The 25,389-nt window shown below is 71.0% G+C and carries 19 protein-coding genes; 14 read left to right on the top strand and 5 right to left on the bottom strand.

Annotated elements, in window-relative coordinates:
• Nucleotides 1–110: 110 nt before the first annotated feature.
• From ACTRO_RS38035 to ACTRO_RS38055, 5 genes are all read left to right on the top strand, one after another.
• Nucleotides 111–2,330, top strand: coding sequence for an ATP-binding protein (locus ACTRO_RS38035; protein WP_157436681.1), 2,220 nt, complete (start codon nt 111–113; stop codon nt 2,328–2,330).
• Nucleotides 2,331–2,544: 214 nt separating this feature from the next.
• Nucleotides 2,545–3,795: a chitinase gene (locus ACTRO_RS38040; protein WP_034271085.1), complete on the top strand. Its 1,251-nt coding sequence runs from the start codon at nt 2,545–2,547 to the stop codon at nt 3,793–3,795.
• 57 nt (nt 3,796–3,852) lie between these two features.
• A complete protein-coding gene (locus tag ACTRO_RS38045; RefSeq protein WP_245594609.1) occupies nt 3,853–5,118 on the top strand; it encodes a DUF445 domain-containing protein in 1,266 nt (421 codons plus the stop codon).
• Nucleotides 5,119–5,245: 127 nt separating this feature from the next.
• Nucleotides 5,246–5,905, top strand: a complete 660-nt coding sequence (locus ACTRO_RS38050; protein WP_034271091.1) for a TetR/AcrR family transcriptional regulator — start codon at nt 5,246–5,248, stop codon at nt 5,903–5,905.
• Nucleotides 5,895–7,571 carry an FAD-binding dehydrogenase gene (locus ACTRO_RS38055; RefSeq protein ID WP_034271093.1) on the top strand — a complete coding sequence of 559 codons (1,677 nt, stop codon included), beginning with the start codon at nt 5,895–5,897 and terminating at the stop codon, nt 7,569–7,571. Before ACTRO_RS38050 ends, ACTRO_RS38055 begins: the two co-directional genes overlap by 11 nt.
• An 18-nt stretch (nt 7,572–7,589) precedes the next feature.
• Here ACTRO_RS38055 and ACTRO_RS38060 read toward each other — a convergent pair whose 3' ends face one another.
• On the bottom strand, nt 7,590–8,612 hold the full coding sequence (locus ACTRO_RS38060; RefSeq protein WP_034271095.1) for a S66 family peptidase: 1,023 nt from the start codon (nt 8,610–8,612) through the stop codon (nt 7,590–7,592).
• Nucleotides 8,613–10,384: 1,772 nt separating this feature from the next.
• On the opposite strand from ACTRO_RS38060, the gene ACTRO_RS38065 reads away from it, so the two are divergent.
• Both ACTRO_RS38065 and ACTRO_RS38070 read left to right on the top strand, forming a co-directional pair.
• Entirely contained in the window at nt 10,385–10,618 is a 234-nt protein-coding gene (locus ACTRO_RS38065; RefSeq protein ID WP_034271097.1) for a hypothetical protein, read from the top strand.
• Nucleotides 10,619–10,643: 25 nt separating this feature from the next.
• A complete protein-coding gene (locus tag ACTRO_RS38070; protein ID WP_034271100.1) occupies nt 10,644–11,282 on the top strand; it encodes an alpha/beta hydrolase family protein in 639 nt (212 codons plus the stop codon).
• On the opposite strand, the gene ACTRO_RS38075 is transcribed toward ACTRO_RS38070, so the two are convergent.
• The 3 genes from ACTRO_RS38075 to vapB form a co-directional block, all read right to left on the bottom strand.
• On the bottom strand, nt 11,237–12,469 hold the full coding sequence (locus tag ACTRO_RS38075; protein ID WP_051452029.1) for an alanine--tRNA ligase-related protein: 1,233 nt from the start codon (nt 12,467–12,469) through the stop codon (nt 11,237–11,239). The two genes, ACTRO_RS38070 and ACTRO_RS38075, sit on opposite strands and share 46 nt — an antisense overlap.
• Before the next feature lie 291 nt (nt 12,470–12,760).
• Nucleotides 12,761–13,174, bottom strand: coding sequence for a PIN domain nuclease (locus tag ACTRO_RS38080; RefSeq protein WP_034271103.1), 414 nt, complete (start codon nt 13,172–13,174; stop codon nt 12,761–12,763).
• Complete coding sequence (vapB, locus tag ACTRO_RS50585) at nt 13,165–13,386, bottom strand: type II toxin-antitoxin system VapB family antitoxin (protein ID WP_034271106.1); 222 nt, start codon at nt 13,384–13,386, stop codon at nt 13,165–13,167. The genes ACTRO_RS38080 and vapB overlap by 10 nt, the downstream gene beginning before the upstream one ends.
• A 158-nt stretch (nt 13,387–13,544) precedes the next feature.
• On the opposite strand from vapB, the gene ACTRO_RS38090 reads away from it, so the two are divergent.
• From ACTRO_RS38090 to ACTRO_RS38120, 7 genes are all read left to right on the top strand, one after another.
• Nucleotides 13,545–16,316, top strand: a complete 2,772-nt coding sequence (locus tag ACTRO_RS38090) for a penicillin acylase family protein (RefSeq protein WP_245594610.1) — start codon at nt 13,545–13,547, stop codon at nt 16,314–16,316.
• A gap of 29 nt (nt 16,317–16,345) precedes the next feature.
• Complete coding sequence (gene mug, locus ACTRO_RS38095; protein WP_034271109.1) at nt 16,346–16,957, top strand: G/U mismatch-specific DNA glycosylase; 612 nt, start codon at nt 16,346–16,348, stop codon at nt 16,955–16,957.
• A 136-nt stretch (nt 16,958–17,093) separates the two neighbouring features.
• Nucleotides 17,094–17,867: an SDR family NAD(P)-dependent oxidoreductase gene (locus tag ACTRO_RS38100; RefSeq protein ID WP_034271112.1), complete on the top strand. Its 774-nt coding sequence runs from the start codon at nt 17,094–17,096 to the stop codon at nt 17,865–17,867.
• A 169-nt stretch (nt 17,868–18,036) separates the two neighbouring features.
• Nucleotides 18,037–20,118 carry a S9 family peptidase gene (locus ACTRO_RS38105; protein WP_063628345.1) on the top strand — a complete coding sequence of 694 codons (2,082 nt, stop codon included), beginning with the start codon at nt 18,037–18,039 and terminating at the stop codon, nt 20,116–20,118.
• On the top strand, nt 20,118–21,437 hold the full coding sequence (locus ACTRO_RS38110) for a M20/M25/M40 family metallo-hydrolase (RefSeq protein WP_051452031.1): 1,320 nt from the start codon (nt 20,118–20,120) through the stop codon (nt 21,435–21,437). The genes ACTRO_RS38105 and ACTRO_RS38110 overlap by 1 nt, the downstream gene beginning before the upstream one ends.
• Before the next feature lie 26 nt (nt 21,438–21,463).
• Entirely contained in the window at nt 21,464–22,411 is a 948-nt protein-coding gene (locus ACTRO_RS38115) for a S66 peptidase family protein (RefSeq protein ID WP_034271115.1), read from the top strand.
• Nucleotides 22,412–22,458: 47 nt separating this feature from the next.
• Entirely contained in the window at nt 22,459–22,938 is a 480-nt protein-coding gene (locus ACTRO_RS38120) for a GNAT family N-acetyltransferase (protein WP_034271118.1), read from the top strand.
• A gap of 9 nt (nt 22,939–22,947) precedes the next feature.
• On the opposite strand, the gene ACTRO_RS38125 is transcribed toward ACTRO_RS38120, so the two are convergent.
• Nucleotides 22,948–25,311 (bottom strand): HelD family protein, encoded by a 2,364-nt coding sequence (locus tag ACTRO_RS38125; RefSeq protein WP_034271121.1) that lies wholly within the window; start codon nt 25,309–25,311, stop codon nt 22,948–22,950.
• Nucleotides 25,312–25,389: the final 78 nt, after the last annotated feature.

The raw sequence follows: 25,389 nt of genomic DNA on the forward strand, positions 1-25,389 counted from the left end.
ACTTGTGTATTTTCACTGGAACGGGTCAACTCGGCGCCGAAAGGGCGCGGCGCGGGCGGCCGCGGCCTAAGCTCGTGCGGGAGAATGGACACACAGCCGGAGTAGTCGGGGTGAGGGTGGACGGCGTCGGGGGACCGAAGGGCAATCTGCCCGTCGGCACGACCAGTTTCATCGGCCGCCGGGCCGAACTGGACGAACTCAGTGCCCTGCTGTCCGCCTCCCGGCTGGTGACGATCACCGGCGTCGGCGGGGTGGGCAAGTCCCGGCTGGCCCTGGCCGCGGCCGCGCGCGCGGCGGGCCGGTTCCGGGACGGGGTCTGGCTGGTGCGGCTCTCCGCCGTCGCCGACGCCGATCTGCTCGCCTACACCGTGGCCGCGGCGGTGCGGCTGGTCGACCAGACCACCCGGCCGCCGCTGGACGTGCTCGTGGACCATCTGGCCGACCGCCGGCTGCTGCTCATCCTCGACACCTGCGAACATCTGGTCGACGCCTGCGCGGACCTGGTCGAGCGGCTGCTGCGCGGGGCGCCGCGGCTGACCGTGCTGGCCACCAGCCGCCAGTCCCTCGGCGCGGTCGGCGAGCAGACGCTGCGCCTCGCCCCGCTCTCGCTCGACCCGCCGCGGCCGGAGCCGCCGCCGGGGCCGGTGGGCGTGCGCGAGCCGGGCGAGGGCGAAGCCCCCGCGGCGCTCTCGGAGGCGGTGCAGCTGTTCGTGGCCCGGGCGGCCGCGGTCACCCCCGACTTCGCCGTCACGGCCGAGAACCGCGCGCAGGTCGCACTGGTCTGCGACCGGCTCGAGGGGATCCCGCTCGCGATCGAGCTCGCCGCCGTGCGGACCAGGACCCTGACACCGCAGCAGATCCTGGACCGGCTCGAGGACCGCTTCGTCCTGCTGCACCGGCCGGAGGAGGGGGAGCCGGCCGGCGAGCGCGGCGTGCCGGACCGGCATCAGCGGCTGCTGACCACGGTCGGCTGGAGCCATGAGCTGTGCGGCAGCGACGAAAGGCTGGCCTGGGCCCGGCTTTCGGTCTTCCCCGGGGCTTTCGACGTGCAGGCCGCGCGGGCCGTGTGCGCCGACGAGTGGCTGCCGGCCGACGCGGTGCACGAGGTGCTGACCCGGATGGTCGCGAAGTCCCTGCTGATCCGCAACGGCCCGGCCGGCGCCCCGCGCTACCGGATGCTCGACACGATCCGCGAATACGGCGCGCGCTGGCTGACCGAGCTGGGCCAGAGCGCGACCGCGCGGCAGCGGCTGCGCGACCACTACCTGCGGCTGGCCCGGCGCGGCGAGCAGGCCTGGTTCGGGCCGGACCAGGCCGGCTGGTTCGCCCGGATGACCTTGGAGCACGAGAACATCCGGGCCGCGCTCGAGCTGAGCCTGGGCGAGTTCGACGACGGCGAGAGCGCGCTCGACCTGGCCGGCACGCTCTGGTTCTTCTGGGTCGGCGCCGGGCATCTGGCCGAGGGGCGGCGCTTCCTGCACCGCGCCCTGGACGCCGCGACGGCTCCCGGGGCCGGGCCGGCCACCACCAAGGCGCTGTGGGTGATCGGCTATATCTCGGTGCTGCAGGGAGATCTGCCCCTCGCCATCAGCATGCTGATCCGATGCCGGGCGCTGGCCAAGGTGGAGGGGGACGAGCGGGCCGAGGCGTACGCGGTGCACCGGCTCGGCTGCGCCGCCCTCATCGGCGACCGGCACGCCAGGGCCGCGGCCCTGTTCGCCGAGGCGCTGGACCGCTACTGCGCCCTCGGCGAGGTCAACAGCAACGTGATCATGGGCTGGGTGGAGCTGGCCATGGCCGCGGCCTTCACCGGCGAACTCGACCGCGCCACCCGGCTGTGCGAGCAGGCGGTCGCGCTGTGCGAGGAGTACGGCGAACGCTGGGCCAAGTCGTACGCGCTGTACGTGCTCGCCTTCATCGCCTTCACCCACGCCGAGCCGGACCGCGCCGCCGAACTGGCCCGCGAGTGCCTGCGCATCAACCACTCCTTCCACGACCTGATCGGCATCGTGCTGCCGATCGAGCTGCTCGCCCTGTGCGCCGCGAACGCGGGGGAGTGCGACCACGCCGCGGTGCTGCAGGGAGCGGCCGGGCGGGTGTGGAAGACGGTCGGCACACCGCTTTTCGGCTCGGTCTACTTCGGCGCCGCGCACGTGAAGTGCCTCGATCTGGCCCAGGGGGCGCTGGGGCCGGAGCGGTATCAGGATTTGTATGAACGTGGCCTGGGTCTCGCCTTGGACGACGCCGTCGCCTGCGCGCTCGGCACCACTGTCAACCCGTGCATCGCGCGGCACGATCAACGCAAGGACGAGGCTCGCGCGGCCGACTGAACCAGGCCGTGGAACCCCTGCGCGCCACCGTGCGGACTGGACTGATCCACGTGCGCGCGGGCCGCTCGCGGACGGTGTGTCAGGCCACGGCCACGGGTCTCTTGACAGTGCATCTGGTCTAGTCCATTCTCACGGCTCAGGGGGGCCGGCGGCGGCGCCCGGAACGGCGCACGGCGGCGGAACACCTTCCACACCCACGTGAAGGAGCAGATCAGTGCGCAGATACCGGGCCGCGATCGCCGCGGCCTCCAGCACGGCCCTGTTGGCCGCCGGCACCGTCGCCGGCGTCACGCTCTCCACGTCGACGGCCTACGCCGCGACCGCGCTCAGCAGCAACTGGTACGCCTCGGCTCCGTACGACATGCCGCTGGACAACAACCCGCCGAGCCTCACCTCGGTGCTCGCGGCCACCGGCGAGAAGGCGTTCGTGCTCGCCTTCGTGCTCGCCGAGAACGGCAGCAGCTGCGCCCCGGCCTGGGACGGCGGCTCGTCCACGGTCTCCTCCTCGGACGCGGTGGGCAGCCAGATCAGCGCCCTGCGGGCGGCCGGCGGCGACGTGTCCGTCTCCTTCGGCGGCTACAACGGCACCAAGCTCGGCCAGGTCTGCGGCAGTGCCTCGGCCACCGCCGCGGCCGAGCAGAGCGTGATCAGCGCCTACGGCCTGCACGCGATCGACCTGGACCTGGAAGAGCCCGAATACGAGAGCTCCTCGGCCATCGCCAACGAACTCGGCGCGGCGCAGATCCTGCAGCACAACAACGCCGGGCTCTACATCTCGGTCACCATCCCGGGCACCACCTCGGGCACCGGCTGGTTCGGCGAGCAGCTGCTGGACGAGGCCAAGACCCTCGGCTTCACCCCGAACGACTACACGATCATGCCCTTCGACGGCGGCTTCAGCGGCGCGTCCAGCCAGATCAGCGCGTTGCAGTCGTTCAACGGCATCCTGACCTCGACCTTCGGCTGGAGCTCGGCCACCGCGTACGCGCACGAGGGCGTCTCCTCGATGAACGGGCGCACCGACTCGGCCGAGTACTTCTACCAGTCCGACTTCCAGAGCGTGCTGAGCTGGGCCGAGAGCGTGGGCCTCGGCCGGTACTCGTTCTGGTCGGTCAACCGCGACCGCGAGTGCAGCCCGCCGGACAACAACGGCACGCTCTCGGGCACCTGCTCCTCGGTCACCCAGAACAGCTGGGACTTCACCAAGTACGACGCCGAGTTCGCCGGCGCCACCCCGCCGGTGACGTCCTCGCCGACCACCTCGCAGCCGTCCGCCTCGGCCTCGCCCTCGTCGACCGGCGGCAGCGGCGGTGGCAGTTGCGCGACGGCGTGGAGCTCGACCACCGCGTACACCTCGGGCGCCAAGGTCTCCTACAACGGCCACAACTGGACGGCCAACCAGTGGAATTACAACGAGGCGCCCGGCGGCTCCTCCGGTGCCTGGAACGACAACGGCGCCTGCTGACCCGCCACCGGCCCGAGGCTCACGCCGTTCACGCGCGAACCGGGGGACAATGATCGGGTGAGAGCCCTGTCACCCTCGGAAGCCGAGAAGCTGCGCGGCCTGCGCCGGATGAAGGCCGTGGCGAGCGCCGCTCTGGTGGTCGCCACGGCCGTCTACGTGCTGGCCCGCTGGCAGAGCGGCCGCGGCGCCGGCTGGGCCGGCTATGTGGAGGCGGCCGCCGAGGCCGCGATGATCGGCGCGACCGCCGACTGGTTCGCGGTGACCGCGCTGTTCCGCCACCCGCTCGGGCTGCCCATCCCGCACACCGCGATCATCCCGCGGCGCAAGGAGGCGCTCGGCCGGTCGCTCGGCGAGTTCGTCGGCGAGAACTTCCTGGCCGGCTCGGTGGTGCGCACCCGGCTGCGCGCGGTGGGCCTGGCCGGGCGGCTCGGCAGCTGGCTGGCCGACACGGAGCACGCCGACCGGCTCGCGGTCGAGGCCTCCGGGCTGGTGCGCGGCTCGCTCTCGGTGCTCGACGACGTGAAGGTGCGTCAGGCCCTGACCGACACGGTCACCCGGGGCCTCGGCCGCACCCCGGCCGGTCCGCCGGCCGGGCGGCTGCTGGCCCGGCTGACCGAATCCGGCGCGCACAAGCCGATCGTGGACCTGCTGGCCGAACGCGCCCAGCAATGGCTCCAGGCGCATCCCGAGGCGGTCGAGATCGCGGTGGAGAGCCGCGCGCCCGGGTGGACCCCGCGGTTCCTCGACGACCGGATGGCCCGCCGGATCTACCGCGAACTGCTGCGCGCGAGCCAGGCCGTGCGCGAGGACCCGAACCACGTGGTGCGCCGCGCGATCGACTCCTACCTGGCGAAGCTGGCCGAGGACCTGCGTAAGGACCCGGACACCATGGCCCGGGCGGATCGGCTCAAGCAGGAGCTGCTCGAGCACCCGGCCACCCAGCGGGCGGCGACGGCGGCCTGGGACGAGCTGCGCCGGATCGTGCTGGCCGGATTCACCGACGAGGGCGGGGAGCTGCGGCTGCGGCTGCGCGACGCCATCGTCTCGGTCGGGCAGCGGCTCGGCCGGGACGGCGAGTGGCGGGAACGGGCCGACGGCTGGGTCGAGCAGGCGGCCGTGCACGTGGTGACGACCTATCGGGACGAGATCACGGCCCTGATCACCGACACCGTCAACGCCTGGGACGGCGAGGAGACCTCGCGCAAGATCGAGATCCAGGTCGGCCGGGACCTGCAGTTCATCCGGATCAACGGCACCGTGGTGGGCGCCCTGGCCGGGCTGCTGATCTACACGCTCTCCCGGCTCAGCGGCCTGGGCGGCTAGCGGGGGCCGCGCGCCGGAGCCGTGTGCCGGATAGGGCGCTGGAGACGGCGCCGAAGACCCTGGTCGGGCCCGCGCCCGTTTGATACATTGCCGTATCGGATACACCGGCGTATCGAATCGAGGGCGTATGGCCACGGCGACCGTTCCCGCCCCCGCCCCCGCGGCGCGGGTCACCCGGCGCCGCGCGCAGACCCGGGCCCGGCTGCTCGACGCCGCCTTCGAGGTCTTCGCCGCCACCGGCTTCGGCCAGGCCTCGATCGAGTCCGTGTGCGACGCCGCCGGATACAGCCGCGGCGCGTTCTACTCGAACTTCACCGACCTCGACGAGCTCTTCTTCGCCCTCTACGACGACCGGGCCAAGCTGATCGCCGGTCAGCTCGCCGCGTCCCTGGCCCCGGTCGAGGGCGCCGCCGAGCCGCCGACGGACGAGCTCGTCGCCCGGGTCACCGAGGTCCTGCTGCTCGACCGGGACTGGCTGCTGGTCAAGACCGAGTTCCTGCTGCACGCCGCCCGCCGCCCGGCCGTCGCCGAGGTCCTCGCCCGGCACCGCGCCGCGCTGCGCGAGGCGGTCGCCGCCCGGCTGCGCGAGATGGCCGCGCACCGCCCCTCGCCCCCGCTCCTCGGCGACGCGGACGCCGCCGCGGCCGCGGTCGTCGCCGTCTACGACGGGGTGACCGTGCAGCTGCTGCTCGACGGCGACACCGCCGCCGCCCGCGCCTGGCTGCGGAACCTGCTCAGCACGCTCCTGTCCGCCCCCACCACGAAGGACACCGCCCATGGACGCTGACGTCATCATCGTCGGAGCCGGGCTCGCCGGCCTCACGGCGGCCCATGAGCTCACCTCGCGCGGCCGCAGGGTCGCGCTGGTCGAGCAGGAGAACGCGGCGAACCTCGGCGGCCAGGCCTTCTGGTCCTTCGGCGGCCTGTTCCTCGTCGACACGCCCGAGCAGCGCCGGCTCGGCGTGCACGACTCCTTCGACCTGGCCTGGGCCGACTGGCTGGGCAGCGCCCAGTTCGACCGGCGCGAGGACGAGGACTCCTGGGCGGTGCGCTGGGCCCGGGCCTACGTCGAGTTCGCGGCGGGGGAGAAGCGGTCCTGGCTGCTGGGCCACGGCCTGACCTTCCTGCCCACCGTCGGCTGGGCCGAGCGCGGGGACCTGCGGGCGGACGGCCACGGCAACTCCGTCCCGCGCTTCCACATCACCTGGGGCACCGGCACCGGCGTGGTCGAGCCCTTCGTCCGCTACGCCCGGCAGGCCACGGCCGGCGGGCTGCTGACGTTCCATCACCGCCACCGCGTCGACGACCTCGTGGTCACTGACGGTGTGGCCTGCGGCGTGCGCGGCAAGGTGCTCGCGCCCGACGAGGCGGCCCGCGGCGTGAGCTCCAACCGGGACGAGGTCGCCGACTTCGAACTCACCGCCCAGGCCGTCATCCTCACCACCGGCGGCATCGGCGCCAACCACGACCTCGTCCGCCGGCACTGGCCGGCCCGCCTCGGCAAGCCGCCGACGTCGATGGTCACCGGCGTACCCGCGTACGTCGACGGCCGGATGCTGGAGATCAGCGAGCGGGCCGGCGCCCGGCTGGTCAACCGCGACCGGATGTGGCATTACACCGAGGGCCTGCGCAACTGGAGCCCGGTCTGGCCCGGCCACGGCATCCGGATCCTGCCCGGCCCGTCCTCGATGTGGTTCGACGCCATCGGCCGCCGCCTGCCCGCGCCCTACCTGCCGGGCTACGACACCCTGGGCACACTGGGCCACCTGCGCTCGGACCCGGCGATCGCGGAGCACGACCACTCCTGGTTCATCCTGACCGAGAAGATCATCGAGAAGGAGTTCGCGCTCTCCGGCTCGGAGCAGAACCCGGACATCACCTCGAAGGACCGCAAGGCCTTCCTGCGCGAGCGTGTGCTGGGCAAGGGCGCGCCCGGGCCGGTGGCCGCGTTCATGGAGCACGGCGCCGACTTCGCGGTCGCCCGCGAGCTCGACGAGCTGGTGGTGAAGATGAACGGGCTGACCGAGCGGCCGCTGCTCGACGCCGAGCTGATCCGCCGCCAGATCGAAGCGCGCGACCTCCAGGTGGCGAACGCGTTCAGCAAGGACGCGCAGGTCCAGGGCATACGCAACTCCCGCCGCTACCTCGGCGACCGGCTCGGCCGCACCGCCACGCCGCACCGGATCCTGGACCCGGCGGCCGGCCCGCTGATCGGCGTGAAGCTCAACATCCTGACCCGCAAGACCCTCGGCGGCGTGCAGACCGACCTGGACTCGCGGGTCGTCGGGGCCGACGGCGAGATCATCCCCGGCCTGTACGCGGCCGGCGAACTGGCCGGCTTCGGCGGCGGCGGGGTACACGGCTACAACGCGCTCGAGGGCACGTTCCTCGGCGGCTGCCTGTTCAGCGGCCGTGCCGCGGGCCGCGCGGCGGTCCAGGCGACGGCGGGCTGATCCGGCACCAGGGCGTTCTTACGCGAGGGTCTGAGTGAGCGAGTTTTCGGTGTCGCTGTAGGTGAGCCGGGCCAGGGCTCCATTGACGACGGGCATGTAGGGCACGACGTGCCCGCACTCGACGTCCGCGATGATGGGCACGTCGAGGGCGGACAGGGCGTCGAGGACGGCCTGGTGCTGGGTGAGACTGGCGGCGTCAGCGGCACGAGTGCGCCCGACGAGGACGGCGTTGGCGTTGGTGAAGAAGCCGGCCAGGCGCATGCCGTGCAGGGAGCGGCAGATCGTGAAGGCGTCGTCGCTGGCCGCCTCGACGTAAACGATCAGACCTTCCGGGGCGTGTTCGCGGGCGAAACCCGCCACGTCGCCATAGCGTGTGCCGGCCGTGTGGCACAGGGTCTCGATGCAGCCGCCGATCAAGCGACCGGTGACCTCGACCGGCTCCGGACGGTCCAGGCGGATCCAGCGGCCGGGCGTGTCGAGCGTGAGTTCACGCACGCCGGGATTCTTCCGGTAGTCGTCGAAGCCCTCGGCGCGGTAACGGCCGGGCGAGTCCTGGCGCAGCGTCGCACCCGGGCCCGCGGCGGCGAGGTCCAGCCAGGTCAGCAGTCCTTCGGGGGCTCTATATGGGGTGTCCATCAGGTTATTGCCGTGGATGGTCGCGATTCCGGTCCGCAAGGTCAGCGGCGTGAGGATGGTCGACATGTCGGAGAAGCCGACAAGCCAGGTCGGCTCGGCAGCCATGATCGCGGGCCAGTCGAGCAGTTCCAGTAGATCGATAGCGGTCTCCCCGCCCCAAGGAGGCACCACGGCGCGCACCGACGGATCGGTGAGCAGCGCCGTCAGCTCGCGCGCCCGTTTGGGCGCGTCCGCGCTGACGTGCCCGGTGCCGTCCATGCATTCGCCCACCATCACCTCGTACCCGTATGCCTCGACGGTCTGGATCGCCGTTCTCAGGCGGGCACGCAAGGCGTCGGGTACGCCGCTGGAGGGGGACGTGACGGCGATTCGGTCGCCAAGGCGCAGCGGCAAGGGGAAACGCATGGGCTCGAATTTACCCGAGCAAGCGGATCACACGCCGCGGCTTATTCGCGAAGGTCGCGTATTCAGGCACGGCCGCGTGCTGCTCCCCGCTCGTCGCTTGCTCATGCGGATTGGTTAACCGATGGTGTGACGACAGCGCTCGACTTGAGCGACTAGATGATCGGTTGAGTACTGGTGGAGCGTGGTGACTTGGGGTTTGCGGTGTGGGCGGCCGCTTCGCGTCGCCTGGTTCGTCTGGCCACCCACCCACCCGTTGCGTTGGCGGGGTGGGCTGGGGTTTCAAGATCGAAAGGCGCCGCTGGCGGGCCCTTCCCTCGGAGAGAGTGCCGGGGCTTCGTGGTTGCTGGCGTGGCGGGGCGGGCTGGGGTTCGGGGTGGTCGGGTACGGGGGCGTGCTCTCTCCTCGGTCGGTCCCCGGAGGCAATCAGGAACCTGCCGGGAGCTCAAGCGGCGGCGGCCTGCGCTGATGGTCGATTTTGCATCGCGCCGCTTGACCTCCCGGCAGAACCCTGATCGGGCTTCGCCTGCCCGACCGAGGAGAGAACACACCCCCTGAGGGTCCGGTGCGAGCTGCGCTCGGGCCGAGTCCCGGCCCGTGGCCCGGCGCCGCGCTCGGTGCGGAAGGATTCTGCATCGCCGTGATCTGAGCATCCTGGTTCTCGATCCGCGCGAAGGGGCCGGTGACTCGGCCGGCCTGATGCGGAAGATTTGTGCATCGACCTGGTCTGATCCACCCCGCGCTCACGCAATGCGCGGAATCGCGTGGCTTGGTCGCACTCGGAGGGGAATTCCTGCATCTCGTGCGTGTCGGACGGTGACGATTCCATGCGGTATACAGCCCGGGATCTTCCGGCCTGGCGTCATGCGCGAGCAAACGGTCATGCTTCTCGGTCACCTCACCACCCCTCCCGACACGAGCCCCGAAACTCCCGAACACTTCCATGCTAGACGCCACCACCGACAAAAACCGCGCATCAGGCTTTCACCGGATAAGCAAAAATCTCGGAGATTTCGGGCACTCTGGCGCGTTCCCCGGCGTTAGAGGAAGAGAAGAGAAAAGAGCGGCCCAGAACGGCAATGCAGGATTCAGCATCAGGCGCGGCCGGCCCAGGGGACCCTTCGCGCGGATCGATGATCGGGATGGTCGGATCAGGGTGGTGCAGGATCCTTCCGGATCGAGCGCGGCCGGGCCACAGGACGGGAATCGGCCCGAGCGCAGCTCGCACCGGACCTCAGGGGGTGGGCTCTCTCCTCGGTCGGGCAGGCGAAGCCCGATCAGGGTTCTGCCGGGAGGTCAAGCGGCGCGATGCAAGATCGAGCATCAGCGGAAGCTACCGCCGCTAGACCTCCCGACAGGTTCCTGATTGCCTCCGGTGCCCGACCGAGGAGAGAGCACGCACCCGCAACCCGACCACCCCGAACCCCAGCCCGCCCCACCAACCACACCACCCCACAGACTCCGGCATCTCTCTCCGAGGGAAGGCCCCAGCCGGAGGCGAGATCTTGAAACCCCAGCCCGCCCCGCCCACGCAACGGGTGGGCGAGTGGTCAGACGAACCAGGCGACGCGAAGCGGCCGTCCACACCACTAACCCCAAGTCACCATGCCCCAAAAACAATTCAGCCGATCATCTATGCGCAGTAGGCTGTTTCCATGTGCAGGCGAGCCTTCCTGGTGAATCCCAAGGTCCACTACGTATGTGTGACCTGTCGCCAGAGCAACAAGTATGCATGGGACAGCGCCGTTCATCCGTGCCCGCGCTGCGGTGAGGCCATGGCCAACGCAGGGCACGACTTCGCCGCGCCGCGCCGCCGTGACGATAGCGGGTGGGCCGCGGTCGAAGCGGTGCTGGGTGCCGGGCTGCGGTATGACGGCTTCGTATTGTGCGGCTGCCAGCACCACCCGGAGTACCGTCCGCGCACGAGGTCGCAGGTCAAGGCGCGCCGTGTGCTCGCCGAGCGCAGCGGCGAAAGCCTCGCCGAGACCCTGGCGATGCGCGAGGTCTGATCGGACTCGCCGTAGGATGCGGCCCATGCAGCAGATGCTGGTGGAGACGCCGCCCGGCCAGGCCCGGATCACCCGGTTCCCGGCCGTCGGCCGGCGCCGTGCCGCGCTGGCGGTCAGCCACGGCGCGGGCGGCGGGATCGAGGCACCCGACCTCCAGGCGCTCGCGGCGGCGCTCCCGGCCGCCGGGATCGAGGTCGCGTTGGTCGAGCAGCCGTGGCGGGTGGCCGGAAAGCGGCTGGCCCCGGCGCCGAAGACCCTCGACGCCGCCTGGACCGTGCTCATCCCGGCCTACCGGGCCGAAGCCCTGCCGGACGGCGTTGCGCTGTTCGTCGGCGGACGCAGCGCCGGCGCGCGGGTCGCCTGCCGAACCGGTCTGGAGACCGGAGCCGCCGGCGTGCTCGCCCTGGCCTTTCCGCTGCACCCGCCCGGCAAGCCGGACAAGTCGCGTGCGCCCGAACTGCTCGGCACCGGCCTGCCGACGCTCGTGGTGCAGGGCGCGGCCGACGCCTTCGGTGGGCTCGCGGAGTTCCCCGAGCTGCCGAAGGGACATCGGCTCGTCGCCCTGCCGGCCGGCACGCACGAGTTCGCCGTCCGCAAGACCCAGGAGCCGGTGCTGGATCAGATCACTGACGCGGTCTCCGAGTGGATCAGCTCGTTGCTCTGATTCTCCTGCCTGCGCAACAGGTCGACGATCTCGCGCGGCAGCCCGTGCGTCTCATGCAGAAAGCTGTAGTCCTCCTCGCTGAGTACGGAGCCTGAGAACCGCGACAGGACGCGTCGGCCGCGTTCGCACAGGCCCACGAACCGGCGTTCCTCATCGGTGACCACCGAGCGGACCGTCTCCGGCCCGCCGGGGAAGTCGAGCCGGTGGAAGTGGTCCAGCGTCTCCGCGAAGAGCTCGATCGGCAGATCGCCCAGAGTGAAGGACGGCCTGCCTTCGCGCCAGAGGATCGTCAGTACCCTGCGGAGCAGCCGGCGCAGCACGTAGCCGCGACCGCCGCTCGCCGGCAGCACGCAGTCCCCGATGATCGCGATACACGACCGCAGATGGTCCATCACGATGCGCTGCTCGCGTTCGTCGAGATCCCAGTGCTGCGTTACGACCTCGCGCCACGACGCGAAGATGTCGCAGCCATAGACCGAGTCGGCTCCCTGAAGAACCGTCGCGAGCCGGTCGAGACCTAGGCCGGTGTCGATGTTGCGCTGAGGCAGCGGCGTCAGCGTGCCATCGTCATGGCGGCGGTAGCGCATCATCACGTGGTTCCAGATCTCCACCCAACGCGGATCCGTGGTCGGAGTGCCGGACGGGATGCCGTCGCCGGTCCACACGAAGATCTCGCTGTCCGGTCCGCACGGCCCGGTCGGTCCGTTCGACCACCAGTTCTCCTCGCCGCGCGTCGGCTCCACCGGAACGCCGAGATCCTGCCAGACCTCGAGCGATTCGGTGTCGGGGCCAAGGACGTCGTCGCCCCCGAAGACGGTGGCGTGCAGCGACCCGGGCCGCAGACCGAATCCGTCGCGCAGCAACTCGAACCCCCAGCGCAGGCTTTGCTCGCCGTCGTAGTCGCCAAGCGACCAGGTGCCCAGCATCTCGAACACGGTCAGATGGCTGCGGTCGCCGACCTCGTCGAGGTCCGTGGTGCGCAGGCAGCGTTGCGAGCCGACGAGCCGATTCCCGAGCGGATGCGGCCGGCCCTCGAGGTACGGGGTGAGGTGGTGCATGCCCGCCGTCGTGAACAGCACGGGGTCACCGGGCGGCGCGATCAGCGAGTCGCCGGGCAGCGGCTGGTGCCCGCGCTCGCGGTAGAAGTCGACGAAGGTCTGGACGAGGGTGGAATGGGTGGTGTCCATGGCGCGGGAGCCTTTCCGGGCGGGGGGTCACGGAAGGCGGCCGGGCAAGGCGATGCGCGCGACGGCGGCGGACGGCCTGTCCGGCCGCCGGCGCGCGAGAGCGCGAGGGAGATCAGCTGCGGGCGGCGGCCGCGGAGCGGGTAGCTCGGGCGGCCGCGGCGATAATGCGTCGGCTGGTCTCCATGTCCCCGACGGTAACGCCCGGGCGCGGTGTCCGCCACCGGTTTTCTCCGGGCTGGTTAAGGACCGGTCCGGAGACGGCGGCAGCTCTCGCAAGCTCTCGCAGGTGCGTCAGGACGGCGTGAGCCGTTCGAGCGGCTGGCCGGTCAGCTCGGCGATCAGGTCGAAGTCCTTGTCGTCGTGCAGAACGGTCAGTCCGGCCAGCTCGGCGGTGGCGGCGATGAGCAGATCCGGGATGGACGGGGCTCGGTGCTGTCCGCGGTCGGCGAGCAGCGCGAGCACCTCGAGCGCCCGCTCCTCGACGGCCGGGGTCAGATGTTCGACCGGCATCGAGGAGAGTGGTGGGCGTCGCAATCCACTGCGAAGGTCCGTGCCGCTGCGCGCGCAATAGCCCACTTCGAGGCGGGTGACGGTGGTGATCCGGACGAGGCCGCGCTCGATCCGGAGCGCCCATTCGCCCGCGTCGGGGCTCTGCGCGAGGCGCACCAGCGCGGACTTGTCGATCAGCCAGGCGGTCATCGCCATGCTTCGCCCATCACTCCCGGGTCGGCCAGGTCGCCGAACAAGGCGGAGAAGTGCGAGAGGTCTTCGACCGTGACCGGGTTGTCGTCGACGGCGGCTTCCTGGGCGAGGCGGCGCCGGACGTACTCGCTGCGGGAGAGGCCCAACCGGGCCGCGTGTGCGTCGAGAGCGGCGATCACGGTGTCGGGCACGTCACGGATGAGCATGTCGGTCATCGTCCACCTCCGGTAGATATCCCACGATGTCATGGCGGCCTTCGCGGAGTCCGACCCGGTCGCGGCGGTCGCTTCAGGGCCTGTTCACCAGACTGTCGGCCCCGTATCTTAGGCGACGCGATTACCGGTCAGTAGCACGAAGGCGTGAAGGCGAGCGGATGAGCGAGCGGGACGAACATGAGCCGATGGCGGCGGACGACTCGATAACCGAGTCGGCAGCGGAGCCGGAAGCCGAGCCGGAGCCAGGGCGAGAACCTGACGCCCAAGCCGAGCCTGAGCCGGACTCCCCGCCCGAACCTCAGCCCGATTCCCAGCCCGCGCCCAAGCGCCGTAAACGTCTCCGTAAGACGAAGATCACTGCTCTGGTCCTCGTCGCGCTGCTGTTGGTGGTCACCGGCAGCGGGGCCTGGTACATCCACCACACTGTCGACGCCTCGTTCCCCCAGGTCTCCGGCACCCTCACCGTCCCCGGCCTCGACGGCCAGGTGGAGGTGGACCGCAACGCCCAGGGCGTTCCGCAGATCTACGCAGCGTCCTCGCACGACCTGTTCTTCACTCAGGGCTACGTGCAGGCGCAGGACCGGTTCTGGCAGATGGACGTCTACCGGCACATCACCGCGGGGCGCCTGTCCGAGATGTTCGGCTCCAGCCAGCTCTCCACGGACGAGTTCATCCGCACCATGGGCTGGTATTCGATCGCGCAGCAGGAGTACAGCCAGCTCTCGCCCTCGACCCAGGCGTCCCTGCTGGCCTACTCGGCCGGGGTCAACGCCTATCTCAAGGACCATACGGGCGCGAAGGCCAGTGTCGAGTACGCCATCCTGGGCCTGCAGACTTCGTACACGCCCTACGCCTGGACCCCGGTCGACTCGATCGCCTGGCTCAAGGCCCTGGCCTGGGACCTGCGGGATAACCTGCAGGACGAGATCGACCGGTCGCTCTCCACGCAGAAGCTGACCACCGCTCAGGTCGACCAGCTCTTCCCGGACTACCCGTCCTCGCATCCGGACATCGTCAACCAGGGGGCCGTGGCCGACGGCGCCTTCGATCAGAACGCGACGCCCACCGCGTCGACGGCTTCCACTGTTCTGCCGGCCGGGGCCGTGGGTGCGATGTCGCAGCTGTCCACACTGATCAAGGACTTGCCGCAGACGCTCTCGCCCGAGGTGCAAGGCGTCGGCTCGAACTCGTGGGTCGTGTCCGGCTCGCTCACCACGACCGGTCAGCCGCTGCTGGCAAACGATCCGCACCTCGGGCCCGAGCTGCCCTCGATCTGGTACCAGATGGGCCTGCACTGCACGACCGTGGACGCGGCCTGCCCCTACGACGTCGCCGGGTTCACCATGCCGGGCACGCCGGGCGTCGTCATCGGGCATACCGACACCGTCGCGTGGGGCTTCACCAACGGGACCGAGGACGTGACGGACCTGGTGCTGGAGAAGGTCACCGGGGACACGTACCTCTACGACGGTCGCCAGGTGCCGCTGACCGAACACAAAGAGACCATCAAGGTCGCCGGCGGAGACCCCGTGACGATCACCGTCCGGCAGACGAATCAGGGACCGTTGGTATCCGACGCCGACACCGATCTGGCCTCCGTCGGCAAGGACGCTCCAGTCGCTCCGGTATCGGCCTCGGCCTCGGCCTCAGCCTCAGCCTCGGCGAGCGGCGACGACGCGGCGCCCGCGCGGGGCAGCGCGGGATATGCCGTTGCTCTGCGGTGGACGGCGCTGACGCCCACCAAGACGATGGACGCGCTGTTCGAGGTCGACCAGGCCACCGACTGGAACAGCTTCCGGGCCGCGGCGAAGGACTTCGCCGTGCCGTCGCAGAACATGATCTACGCCGACACCTCCGGCAACATCGGCTACCAGACGCCCGGCCAGATCCCGATCCGCAAGGCGGGTGACGGCACGTGGCCGGTTCCGGGCTGGACCGACGCGTACGAGTGGACCGGCTACATCCCGTTCGACGAGCTGCCGCACGAGCTGAACCCGAAGGCCGGATTCATCGTCACCGCGAACAACCCGATCATCTCCTCCTCGGGTTATCCGTATCTGCTCTCGAAAGACTTCGACTACGGATACCGGGCCAACGAGATCACCCAGCGGCTGACCCAGGCGACCAGCAACGGCGGCAAGATCGACGCGGACGGCATGCGCGCGATCGAGGCCGACACGACGAACGAGTTCGCCGAGACTCTCGTGCCCTACCTCGAATCCGCGCCGACCGCCTCGTCTACGGCCGCGGACAAGGCACTGCTGGCGAACTGGAACTTCACGACCCCGGCGAACTCGGCTGCGGCCGCGTACTTCTACGAGGTCTACTACTACCTGCTCAAGGACGCCTTCATGAGCAAGTTGCCGTCGTCCGTCGATGTGGACGGCGGCGACCGGTGGTTCACCGTGGTCAGCGACTTGCTGCCGGACGCGTCCAGCGACTGGTGGTCGGACCCGTCGGCTCCCTCCGTGCACGGTCGTGACGCGCTGCTGGGTCTGGCCATGGACCAGGCCGCGCAGTACCTGTCGCAGAAGTACGGGTCCGACGCGAGCAAGTGGCAGTGGGGCGACCTGCACACACTCACGCCCACCAACCAGACCCTCGGCACCGGCGGCCCGGGCATCGTCAAGTCGTTCCTCAACGGCGACGCGATCCCGGTGGCCGGCGGCTCCGCGGTCGTGGACGCGAACGGCTTCGACATCGCGGAAGGGTTCGACGTCAACGAGGTGCCGTCGATGCGGATGGTGGTGGACCTGAGCGACCTCGACCACTCCACCTGGGTCAACCTCACCGGCGCCTCGGGCCACGTGAAGGACCCGAACTACCTGGACCAGCTCCCGCTGTGGCAGAACCAGAAGACGCTGCCGTGGCCGTTCACCCGCGCCGCGGTGCTGGCCGCGACGAAGAACAAGCTGGTCCTGGAGCCCTAGGGCGCGCAGGCATGGGGGAGGATGGGCGGATGAGCACCGGCCCAGCCTCCCCCAAGCCGCCCCGCCCCACCGCCGCCGAACTCGAGGCCGCCCGCGACGCCCTCATCCCCGACGTCATCGCACCCCGGCTCAAGGTCCTGTTCTGCGGGATCAACCCGGGCCTGTGGTCCGGCGCCGTCGGCCTCCACTTCGCCCGCCCCGGCAACCGGTTCTGGCCCGCGCTGTACGCCTCCGGCTTCACTCCGGAGCTGCTGGTCCCGTCCCGCCAGCGCGAGCTGCTCGCCCTCGGCCTCGGCATCAGCAACGTCGTCGACCGCACCACCGCCCGCGCCGACGAGCTCACCGCGGACGAGCTGCGCGAGGGCGGGCGCAAGCTCGCCGAGAAGGCGGCCGAGTTCCGGCCGGGATGGATCGCGGTGGTGGGCGTCACGGCGTACCGCACGGCGTTCGCCCGCCGCGACGCGCAGGTCGGACCGCAGCCGGACCCGATGGCGCACAGCAAGGTCTGGGTGCTGCCGAACCCGAGCGGCTTGAACGCGCACTGGAGCGCGGCGGCGCTGGCCGCCGAGTTCGCCCGCTTCCGCGAGGCGGCCGGCGTACCGGCGGCCGGGCCGGATCGTCAACGCGGCGCAGGAGGCTGATCAACGCGAATTCCCCGGCCGGGCGCGCTCCCGAACGCTTCCGACCGCCGTTGGGCGCGCGGGACGCGGAGTGCTTGCATGAGCGCACCGCAGCGCTCTGCTGCGGCTTTTCTTTCGCGCAGTGAAGGGAATCCACGTGACCGAGACCATCCTGACCGGCCGCCTCGCGCTGATCACCGGCGGCACCCGCGGGATCGGCCGGGCCTGTGCCCGGGCGATGGCCGCCGCGGGCGCCGAGGTCGTGCTGACCGGCCGGGACGCGCAGGCGGCCAAGGACGCGGCCGACGCGATCGCCGCCGAGACCGGGGCCCAGGTCACCGGGATGCAGCTGGACGTGCTGGAGGACGCCACCGCCGAGGCCACCTTCGAGGCCGTGGAAGCGCTGGTGGCCGAGATCACCGCCGAGCACGGCGAACTCGACATCCTCGTCGCCAACGCCGGCATCCTCCGCTTCACCCCGCTCGGGATGATCACCCCGGCCGACCTCGGCGGCCTGGTGTCGGTGAACCTGGTGGGCACCTTCGCCGTGCTCCAGGCGGCGACCGCGTCGATGCGCCGGAACGGCGGCGGGTCGGCCATGCTCATGTCCTCGCTGGTGGGCGGCGTCGGCGGGGACGCGCTGACCGCCTACTCGGCGACGAAGGCGGCCATCGCGACGATGGCCAGGTCGGCCGCGCGCGACCTCGGGCCGGAGGGCGTGCGGGTCAACGCGATCGCGCCCGGCGTCATCTACACCGACATGGTCAGCCCGGCTCCGCAGGAGATGCTCGACGCCACCATCGCCCGGACGCCGCTGCGCCGGGTCGGCGCGCCCGAGGACGTGGCCGGCGCCGCCGTTTTCCTCGCCTCCGACGCCGCGTCGTACATCACCGGCCACGTCCTGTCCGTCGACGGCGGGCTGCTGATCTGATGAGTCGGCGCCGGGCGGCGCGTCGCGTCGCGCCTGCACCGCGGCGCGGCGGTCGGCAGGCGAGCATCGGAGCGTGGCCGTCCGCCGATATCGGTCCGTGTCCGCTCCCCTCGGACCGGGAAGGAGGGCGAGGAGGATGCCGTATGTCGACGGGTTGAAGGAGCTTCAGATGGCGCGAGCCGACATTGCGCGGGTACGAGAGGCGCGTTGCGGCCTTTGGGCCTCGCCGCTGACGTCCGATGCGGTGGCGGCCGGACTCGGCGGCCCGAGCTGGGCGTCGGTGGTGGGAGCGGAGACGTGGTGGTGCGCGTCGCGCACCACCGACGCCGCGGTCAAACTGCTGCGATGGCGCGCCGACGGGGCCGACGGCGCCATCTGGGACGTGCTCGGTGGAGCGTGGAAGGTCTCGAACGGCGCCATCGGCTACGGCGGCCGGCCCTATCTGGCCGTGGCAGGCGGGGCCGGTTCGGCCTTGGGGCACGACGCGGGCGCGGACCACCTCGTCGTCTTCACCGAGCAGTCCGATCGTAGGCTTTACGGGGCGCGGGTCGAGCCGCTGCCGTCCCACGCGGAGCCGGCTCTCACCGCGGGCGCCCTGGCCGTCGTGCCGTTCGCGCTGACTCCGCCCGACCCCGCGGGAGTCGAGATCTGCTACGCCGACCCCGTCCTCGGGCCCGATGGCACAGAAGTGTGGTGTGTGCGAGAGACCACCCGCACCGACGTCGGCAACGACTCCGATCCCGCGGAGATCACCTACCGCGACATCGTCGCCGTGCCGCTCGACGGCTCGGCCGCCGAGGAACCGCTCGCGGTTCGCGTCGTCGCGCGCTCGCACCACTTCCTGTCCTGCATCCGGATCAGCCCCGACGGCAAGCGCCTGAGCTGGATCGGATGGAGTCACCCTGACATGCCCTGGGATACCAGTGAGCTGATGGTCACCGATCTCGTGAACGGTGTCGCTCGCAACCCCGTACGCGTCCTGGGCGGCCCGGGCGTGTCCGTGTCCCAGGCCGAGTGGGCCGATGCTTCCCGCCTCTACGCCATGGCCGATCCCGACGGATGGTGGAACCTGCACCGCGTCGACCTCGGCGCCGGCCCGGCGGACGTGAAGGTGGAATGCGTGCTGCCGATGCAGAGCGAGTGCTCGCACGCCATCTGGCGCGTCGGCGCGACCTCGTTCGCCGTCACCGATTCCGGCGTCGTCTTCCGGCACGGCGTCGGCGGCCAGCAGCTCGTCATCTGGGACCCGGCAAGCGGTTCGCTCACCGAGCTGGCTCCCGGCTGGACTGAATTCGAGGTCGGAGTCTCCGGCAGCGCGGACGCCGTCGCGGTGATCGGCGCGAGCGCGACGTCCCGGCCGGCGCCTCTACGCGTCAGCCTCCCTTCCGGCACGACGCACACGTGTCCGCCCGCTGACGGAATCGCGACCGATCCATACGAGCTCTGGTATGCGAAGCCTGAGCGTCGCACTGCGGCAGGACGCGACGGCCGTAGCGTGCACTTCACCTACCACCCGCCCACGAACCCGCACCACGGCGTCGCTCCCGACGAGCTGCCGCCCCTCATCATCGACGTCCACGGCGGCCCGACGAGCACGACCGGCGCGTCCCGCTCGCTGGCTCTCTCTTTCTTCACCAGCCGGGGATTCGCCGTCGCGTCCGTGGACTACGGCGGCTCGACGACGTACGGCCGCGCGTACCGCGAGCTGCTCAACGGCGCTTGGGGCGTCGTCGATGTCGAAGACAGTGTCAGCGTCGCGGAGGCGCTGGCCGCAGCAGGGCTCGCCGACCCCGCGAGGATCGCGATCCGTGGCGGGTCGGCCGGGGGCTGGACAGCGCTCGGCGGGCTCACCCACACCGACGTGTTCTGCTGCGGCGCCATCCGCTATCCGATCGCAGACCCCTTCACCTGGTACGAAGGCCAGACTCATGATTTCGAGAGCCGCTATCTCTTCACGCTGCTCGGCGGAACTCCGCCGGACTCGGACGAGTTCTACCGCCGGGTCTCGCCGCTGATCGGCGTCAAAGACCTGCGATCGCCCTTCATCATGATGCACGGGCTGAACGACAGCATCTGCCGGATCGACCAGTCCGATCGCTTCGTCGAGGCCGCGCGCGAGCAGCATGGCCCTGATATCTGCCGCGTCTACTTCCGGTTCCCGGGTGAGGGCCACGGATTCCGGCACGCGTCGACCCTCGCCGCGGCGCTCGAAGCCGAACTCGCCCTGTTCCGGGAAATCATGGTGCTGTGATGATCGACGAGACCGAGGCAGCACGGCTGTCCACCGACGCGATCGAGCTGTGCTCACGGCTGATCCGCTTCGACACGAGCAACTTCGGCAACGGGGAGAGCCGCGGCGAGCGCGAGGCGGCCGAGTGGGTCGCCGAACAGCTCACCGACGCGGGCCTGGATCCGATCGTCCTCGAATCCGCGCCGGGCCGGGCCAACACCATCGCCCGCATCCCCGGCGTCGACCCGACCGCACCCGCCCTGCTCGTCCACGGCCACCTCGACGTCGTCCCGGCCGAAGCGGCCGCGTGGAGTCTCCCGCCCTTCGCCGGCGAGATCCGCGACGGAGCCGTCTGGGGCCGCGGAGCCCTCGACATGAAGGACATGGACGCGATGATGCTGGCGTTCGTGCACCACCTCGCGCGCACCGGCCAGAGTCCGCCGCGCGACATCGTCATGGCGTTCGTCGCGGACGAAGAGGACACAGGCGAGTACGGCGCCGCCTTCCTCGTCGAGCAGCATCCGCACCTGTTCGACGGCGTGACCGCGGCGGTCAGCGAGTCCGGTGGCCACCTCGTGCGCCTGCCGGACGGCGGACGCCTCTACCCGATCGCGGCCGCCGAACGCGGCTCCGCCTGGATGACCGTCACCGCGCGCGGCACAGCCGGCCACGGCTCGCGCCGCAACGACGACAACGCCCTGGTCAAGCTGGCCGCCGCGATCGGCCGCATCGACGCGTACGCCTGGCCCGTCCACATCTCGCCGACCGTCAGGGCCCTGCTCGACGGCCTGGCGGAACACTTCGGACGCCCGATCGATCCGTCTGACCTCAGTCCGCTCGGATCCGCGGCGCAGCTGGTGGCACGCACCCTGGCCAACTCCCTGAACCCGACCATGCTGAACGCCGGGTATAAGCACAATGTCATCCCCGGCGAAGCCACCGCCGCGCTCGACGGTCGCATCCTGCCCGGCACCGAAACAGAGTTCTTCGAAACCGTGGATGCGTTGCTGGGCCCCGGGATCAGCCGCACCGGCCGCTGCAACGGGCCGGTCAGCGCCGACCACCGGTCGCCCGACTTCGCGGCGATCGCCGCGGCCCTGCGAGCCCACGACCCGGAAGCGCTCGTGCTCCCGTACTGCATGAGCGGCGGCACCGACGCGAAGTCGTTCGCCCGCCTCGGCATTCCCGGATACGGCTTCGTCCCCGGCCGCGCCCCCGAAGGCTTCGACGCCTGGCAGTACGTGCACGGCGTCGACGAGCACGTCCCCACCGACAGTCTCGCCTTCGGCGTGCAGGTGCTCACCACCTACCTGATGACCGATCCGCGCGCCCTCGCCTGACCGACAAGATCAGCTGGAGAACCGGCATGACGCTGCTCCGCCCGCAAGCCCTCAAGCCCGGCGACCACGTGGCCGTGGTCTGCCTGAGCTCGCCCATCGACAAGCCCGCCAAGCTCGAGTCGGGCATGCAGGCGATGGCGCAGGTCGGGCTCAAGGCCGAGGCGTTCCCCTCCGCCCTTGCCGGCGGAACCATGTACGACTACCTCGCCGGGGACGACGAGCAGCGCGTCGCCGACCTGACCCGCGCGCTGACGGACCCGAAGTACGCGGCGGTATTCCTTGCCAAGGGCGGCTACGGCGTGCAGCGGGCGCTGCAGAAGATGGACTGGAGCCTGGTCGACCCCACCCGGCCCAAGGTCGTGGTCGGCTACTCCGACGCCACCGCGCTTCTCGAGGCACTCGCGGTCAAGCTCGGCTGGGTGTCGCTGTTCGGCCCCATGGTCGCGTGCCAGGGGTTCCGGGAGGGCGTGGACGAGTACGATTTCAAGGAACTGATGCGGCTGCTGTTCACCCCCGCGGACGTCAGCGGGCTGACCTTCAAGAACCACCGCACGGTGGTTCGCGGCACGGCCGAGGGCATGACCCTCGGCGGCACCGCCACCCTGCTCGCCACGAACCTCGGCACCGACACGTCCTACCCCGCGCAGGACGCGATTCTCCTCCTCGAGGACGTCGACGAGCGCCCATTCCGGCTCGATCGGATCATCACCCAGATCCGCCGTTCGAACTACCTCAAGGGTGTGGCCGGCATCATCCTCGGCAGCTTCACCGAGTGCGGCGATCCCAAGGCGATCGAAGCCATGCTGGTGGAACGCCTCGGCGACCTCGGCGTCCCCCTGCTCGCGGGCGCCGACATCGGCCACAACACCGCGATGCAGACCTACCCCATCGGAGTCCAGGCCCGCCTCGACGCCGATCGCGGCACTCTTACCTTCCTCGACCCCGTCCTGCTCGACACCCGCGAATCCGAGTAGGCAGAGGTCGCTCGCCTGCGTCTCAGGCCGTCCCTTAGGCTTCCAGCATGATCCGACCCGCACAGCCCGAAGACGTCGCACAGATCCACGCCATGGTGCGTGAACTCGCCGAATACGAGAAGGCCCTCAGCGACGCCAAAGCCACGCCGCAGCAACTGCACGAGGCGCTTTTCGGCGAGCAGCCGGCCGTCTTCGCGCACATCGCGCAGGACGAGGCGGGCGAAGTGGTCGGCTTCGCCCTGTGGTTTCTCAACTACTCCACGTGGACCGGGGTGCACGGGATCTACCTGGAGGACCTCTACGTCCGCCCGACCTCGCGCGGCGGCGGCCACGGCAAGGCGTTGCTCGCCGAGCTCGCCCGGATCTGCGTCGAGCGCGGGTACGGACGGCTCGAGTGGTCCGTGCTCGACTGGAACGAGCCCGCCATCGGCTTCTACCGCTCGATCGGCGCGGTGCCGATGGACGAGTGGACCGTCAACCGGCTGACCGGAGACGCTCTCACCGCGCTCGGCACCAGCGCGCGCTGACCTTCATCCTCACCCGACCGTGAGGACCGTCAGTTCCCGGGTCGTCCTGGTCATCGCGACGTACAGGTCGTTCTCGCCGCGCGGGCCGTCGGCCGCGATGGCCTCCGGGTCGGCGAGGACGACCGAGTCGAACTCGAGGCCCTTGGCCTGACGTGCCGTCAGGACGACGATGCGGCGGTCGAGATCCGGCAGTGCGCCGTACGAAGCCTGCGGCAGGACCGCGGAGACCGCGGCGGTCAGCTCGCTGGCACGGCTGGACGGGACGATCACGGCCAGCTTGCCCTCGTCCAACGCGGCCTCCCGCTCCCGGGCCACCTCGGCCAGCCTGCTCGGCAGCTCCTCGGCCGTCACCTTCTCCTGGACCGGCTCGAGCCCGGAGTCCCGCACCGCGTGCGGCGGACGCAGCTGCGGGTCGATCCGCGCGAGCACCTTCGCCGCCAGCTTCATGATCTCGCTCGGGGTGCGGTAGTTGACGGTCAGTTCGACCGCGCGCCAGCGCTCGCCGACGAGCGGTTCGAGCATCTGCGACCAGGACCCGGCGCCGGCCGCGTCACCGGTCTGGGCCACGTCGCCCACCAGCGTCATCGAGCGGCTCGGGCAGCGCCGCAGCAGCAGCCGCCAGGCCATCGCCGACAGCTCCTGCGCCTCGTCGACGATGATGTGGCCGAAGGTCCAGGTCCGGTCGGCCGCGGCCCGCTCGGCCACGGTGCGCAGATCCGCGGTGGCCTGCATGTCGGCCAGCGCTTCGGCGTTGATGATGTCGGTGACCGCGACGATCTCCTCGCGCGGGTCCTCGAGGTCGGTCGAGCGCGAGCCGGCCATGATGTCGAGCACGCCCTGCGCGTACGCGATCTCCTGGCGCCGCTTCAGCTCCGCCGCCGCGCGCTCCGCGTTGAAGGCGCCCAGCAGATCCGCCGCCTCGTCGAGCAGCGGCACGTCGGACGTCGTCCACTCGGCGCCGGGCTCGCGGCGCAGCGACTCGCGCTCCTCGTAGCTCAGGTCGGGCGCGGCCTCGTCGAGCAGGTACGGCGCGCTCAGCAGCTCGTTGACCAGCCGCTGCGGCGTCAGCTCGGGCCACAGCCAGTTCAGCGCGGCCTGCACCGGCTGCTCCTGCTCCAGCGCGCGCCGCAGCTCGGCCCGGTCGACCGCGCGCAGCAGTTGGTCCTCGCCCTCGGCGAGCCCTTCCTCGTCGAGCGAGAGGCCGTGCTCGCGCAGGTCCGCCTCGATGGCCTCGACGATCTCGGCGGCGAGGCCGGCGAAGGGATCCTCGGCCAGCCGCGTGACGGCCTGGTCCACCAGCGCCTCGAGGATGTGGTCCACCAGCGCCGGCCGCGCCACGTTGTGCGGCTCCTCGGTGTCCAGCGCCTTCGCCTGGGCCTGCTCGCAGGTCTCCCGGTCGAGCCGGTAGGTCACGCCGTCGACCACGACCTCCAGCGGCTCGTCCGGCTCCGGCAGGCGTCGCAGGTTCTTGATGGCCCGGTCGATGACCTCTGCCATCTGGGTACGGCCCTTGATCTCAGCCACGTGCGGCGCGTCGAACGCGCGTGCCCGGACGCCGGGGAACAGCTCGCCGACGGTCAGCAGCGCGGCGCTGGTCTCGCCCAGCGCGGGCAGCACGTGGGAGATGTAGCGCAGGAAGGTCTGGTTCGGCCCGACGATCAGCACGCCGGAGCGGGCCAGCCGCTCCCGGTAGGTGTAGAGCAGGTACGCGGCGCGGTGCAGCGCCACCGCGGTCTTGCCGGTGCCGGGACCGCCCTGCACGACGAGGATGCCGGCGAGCCGGTCGCGGATCACCGAGTCCTGCTCGGTCTGGATGGTCTCGACCACGTCGCGCATCCGCCCGGTGCGCGCCCGCTTGAGCGACGCGAGCAGCGCGGCCTCGCCGACCAATGGGGAGCCGGCGCCGACGCTGTCCGGCTCGTCCAGCACGCCGCGGTCGAGCGCGTCGTCGTCGATGCCGACGACGGTGCGCATCCGGGTGTGGATATGCCGCCGGCGGCGCACGCCGAGCGGTGCGGCGCTGGTGGCGGTGTAGAAGGCGCGGGACGCCGGGGCGCGCCAGTCGAGCAGCAGCGGCTCGCCGTCGGCCTGCTCGTCCCTGATCCCGATCCGGCCGATGTAGTAGCGCTCCCCGTCCACCAGGTCGAGCCGGCCGAAGCACAAGCCGTCCTCGGCCGCGTCGATCCGGGCGACGCGGCCGCCGAGCTCCCGCGCCGCGACGTCGCGCTCGACCAGGTACTGCCGGGTACCGGCGGCGGCGCCGCGCACCCCGCCGAGGGTGCCGGAAGCCTGCTCGCGCATCTGGTCGAGCCGCGCGTAGAGCATGCCGACGTAGTCCTGCTCGTGCGCGAGTTCGTCGTGTTCGCTTGACATCCCGCTCCCCATGCGCTAACTTCGTCCGTGAGCCCGGATCAAGGCGCTATTTGCGCTGCTCAGAATCCGATGAGCCCC

Source organism: Actinospica robiniae DSM 44927, from assembly GCF_000504285.1.
Taxonomy (GTDB): domain Bacteria; phylum Actinomycetota; class Actinomycetes; order Streptomycetales; family Catenulisporaceae; genus Actinospica; species Actinospica robiniae.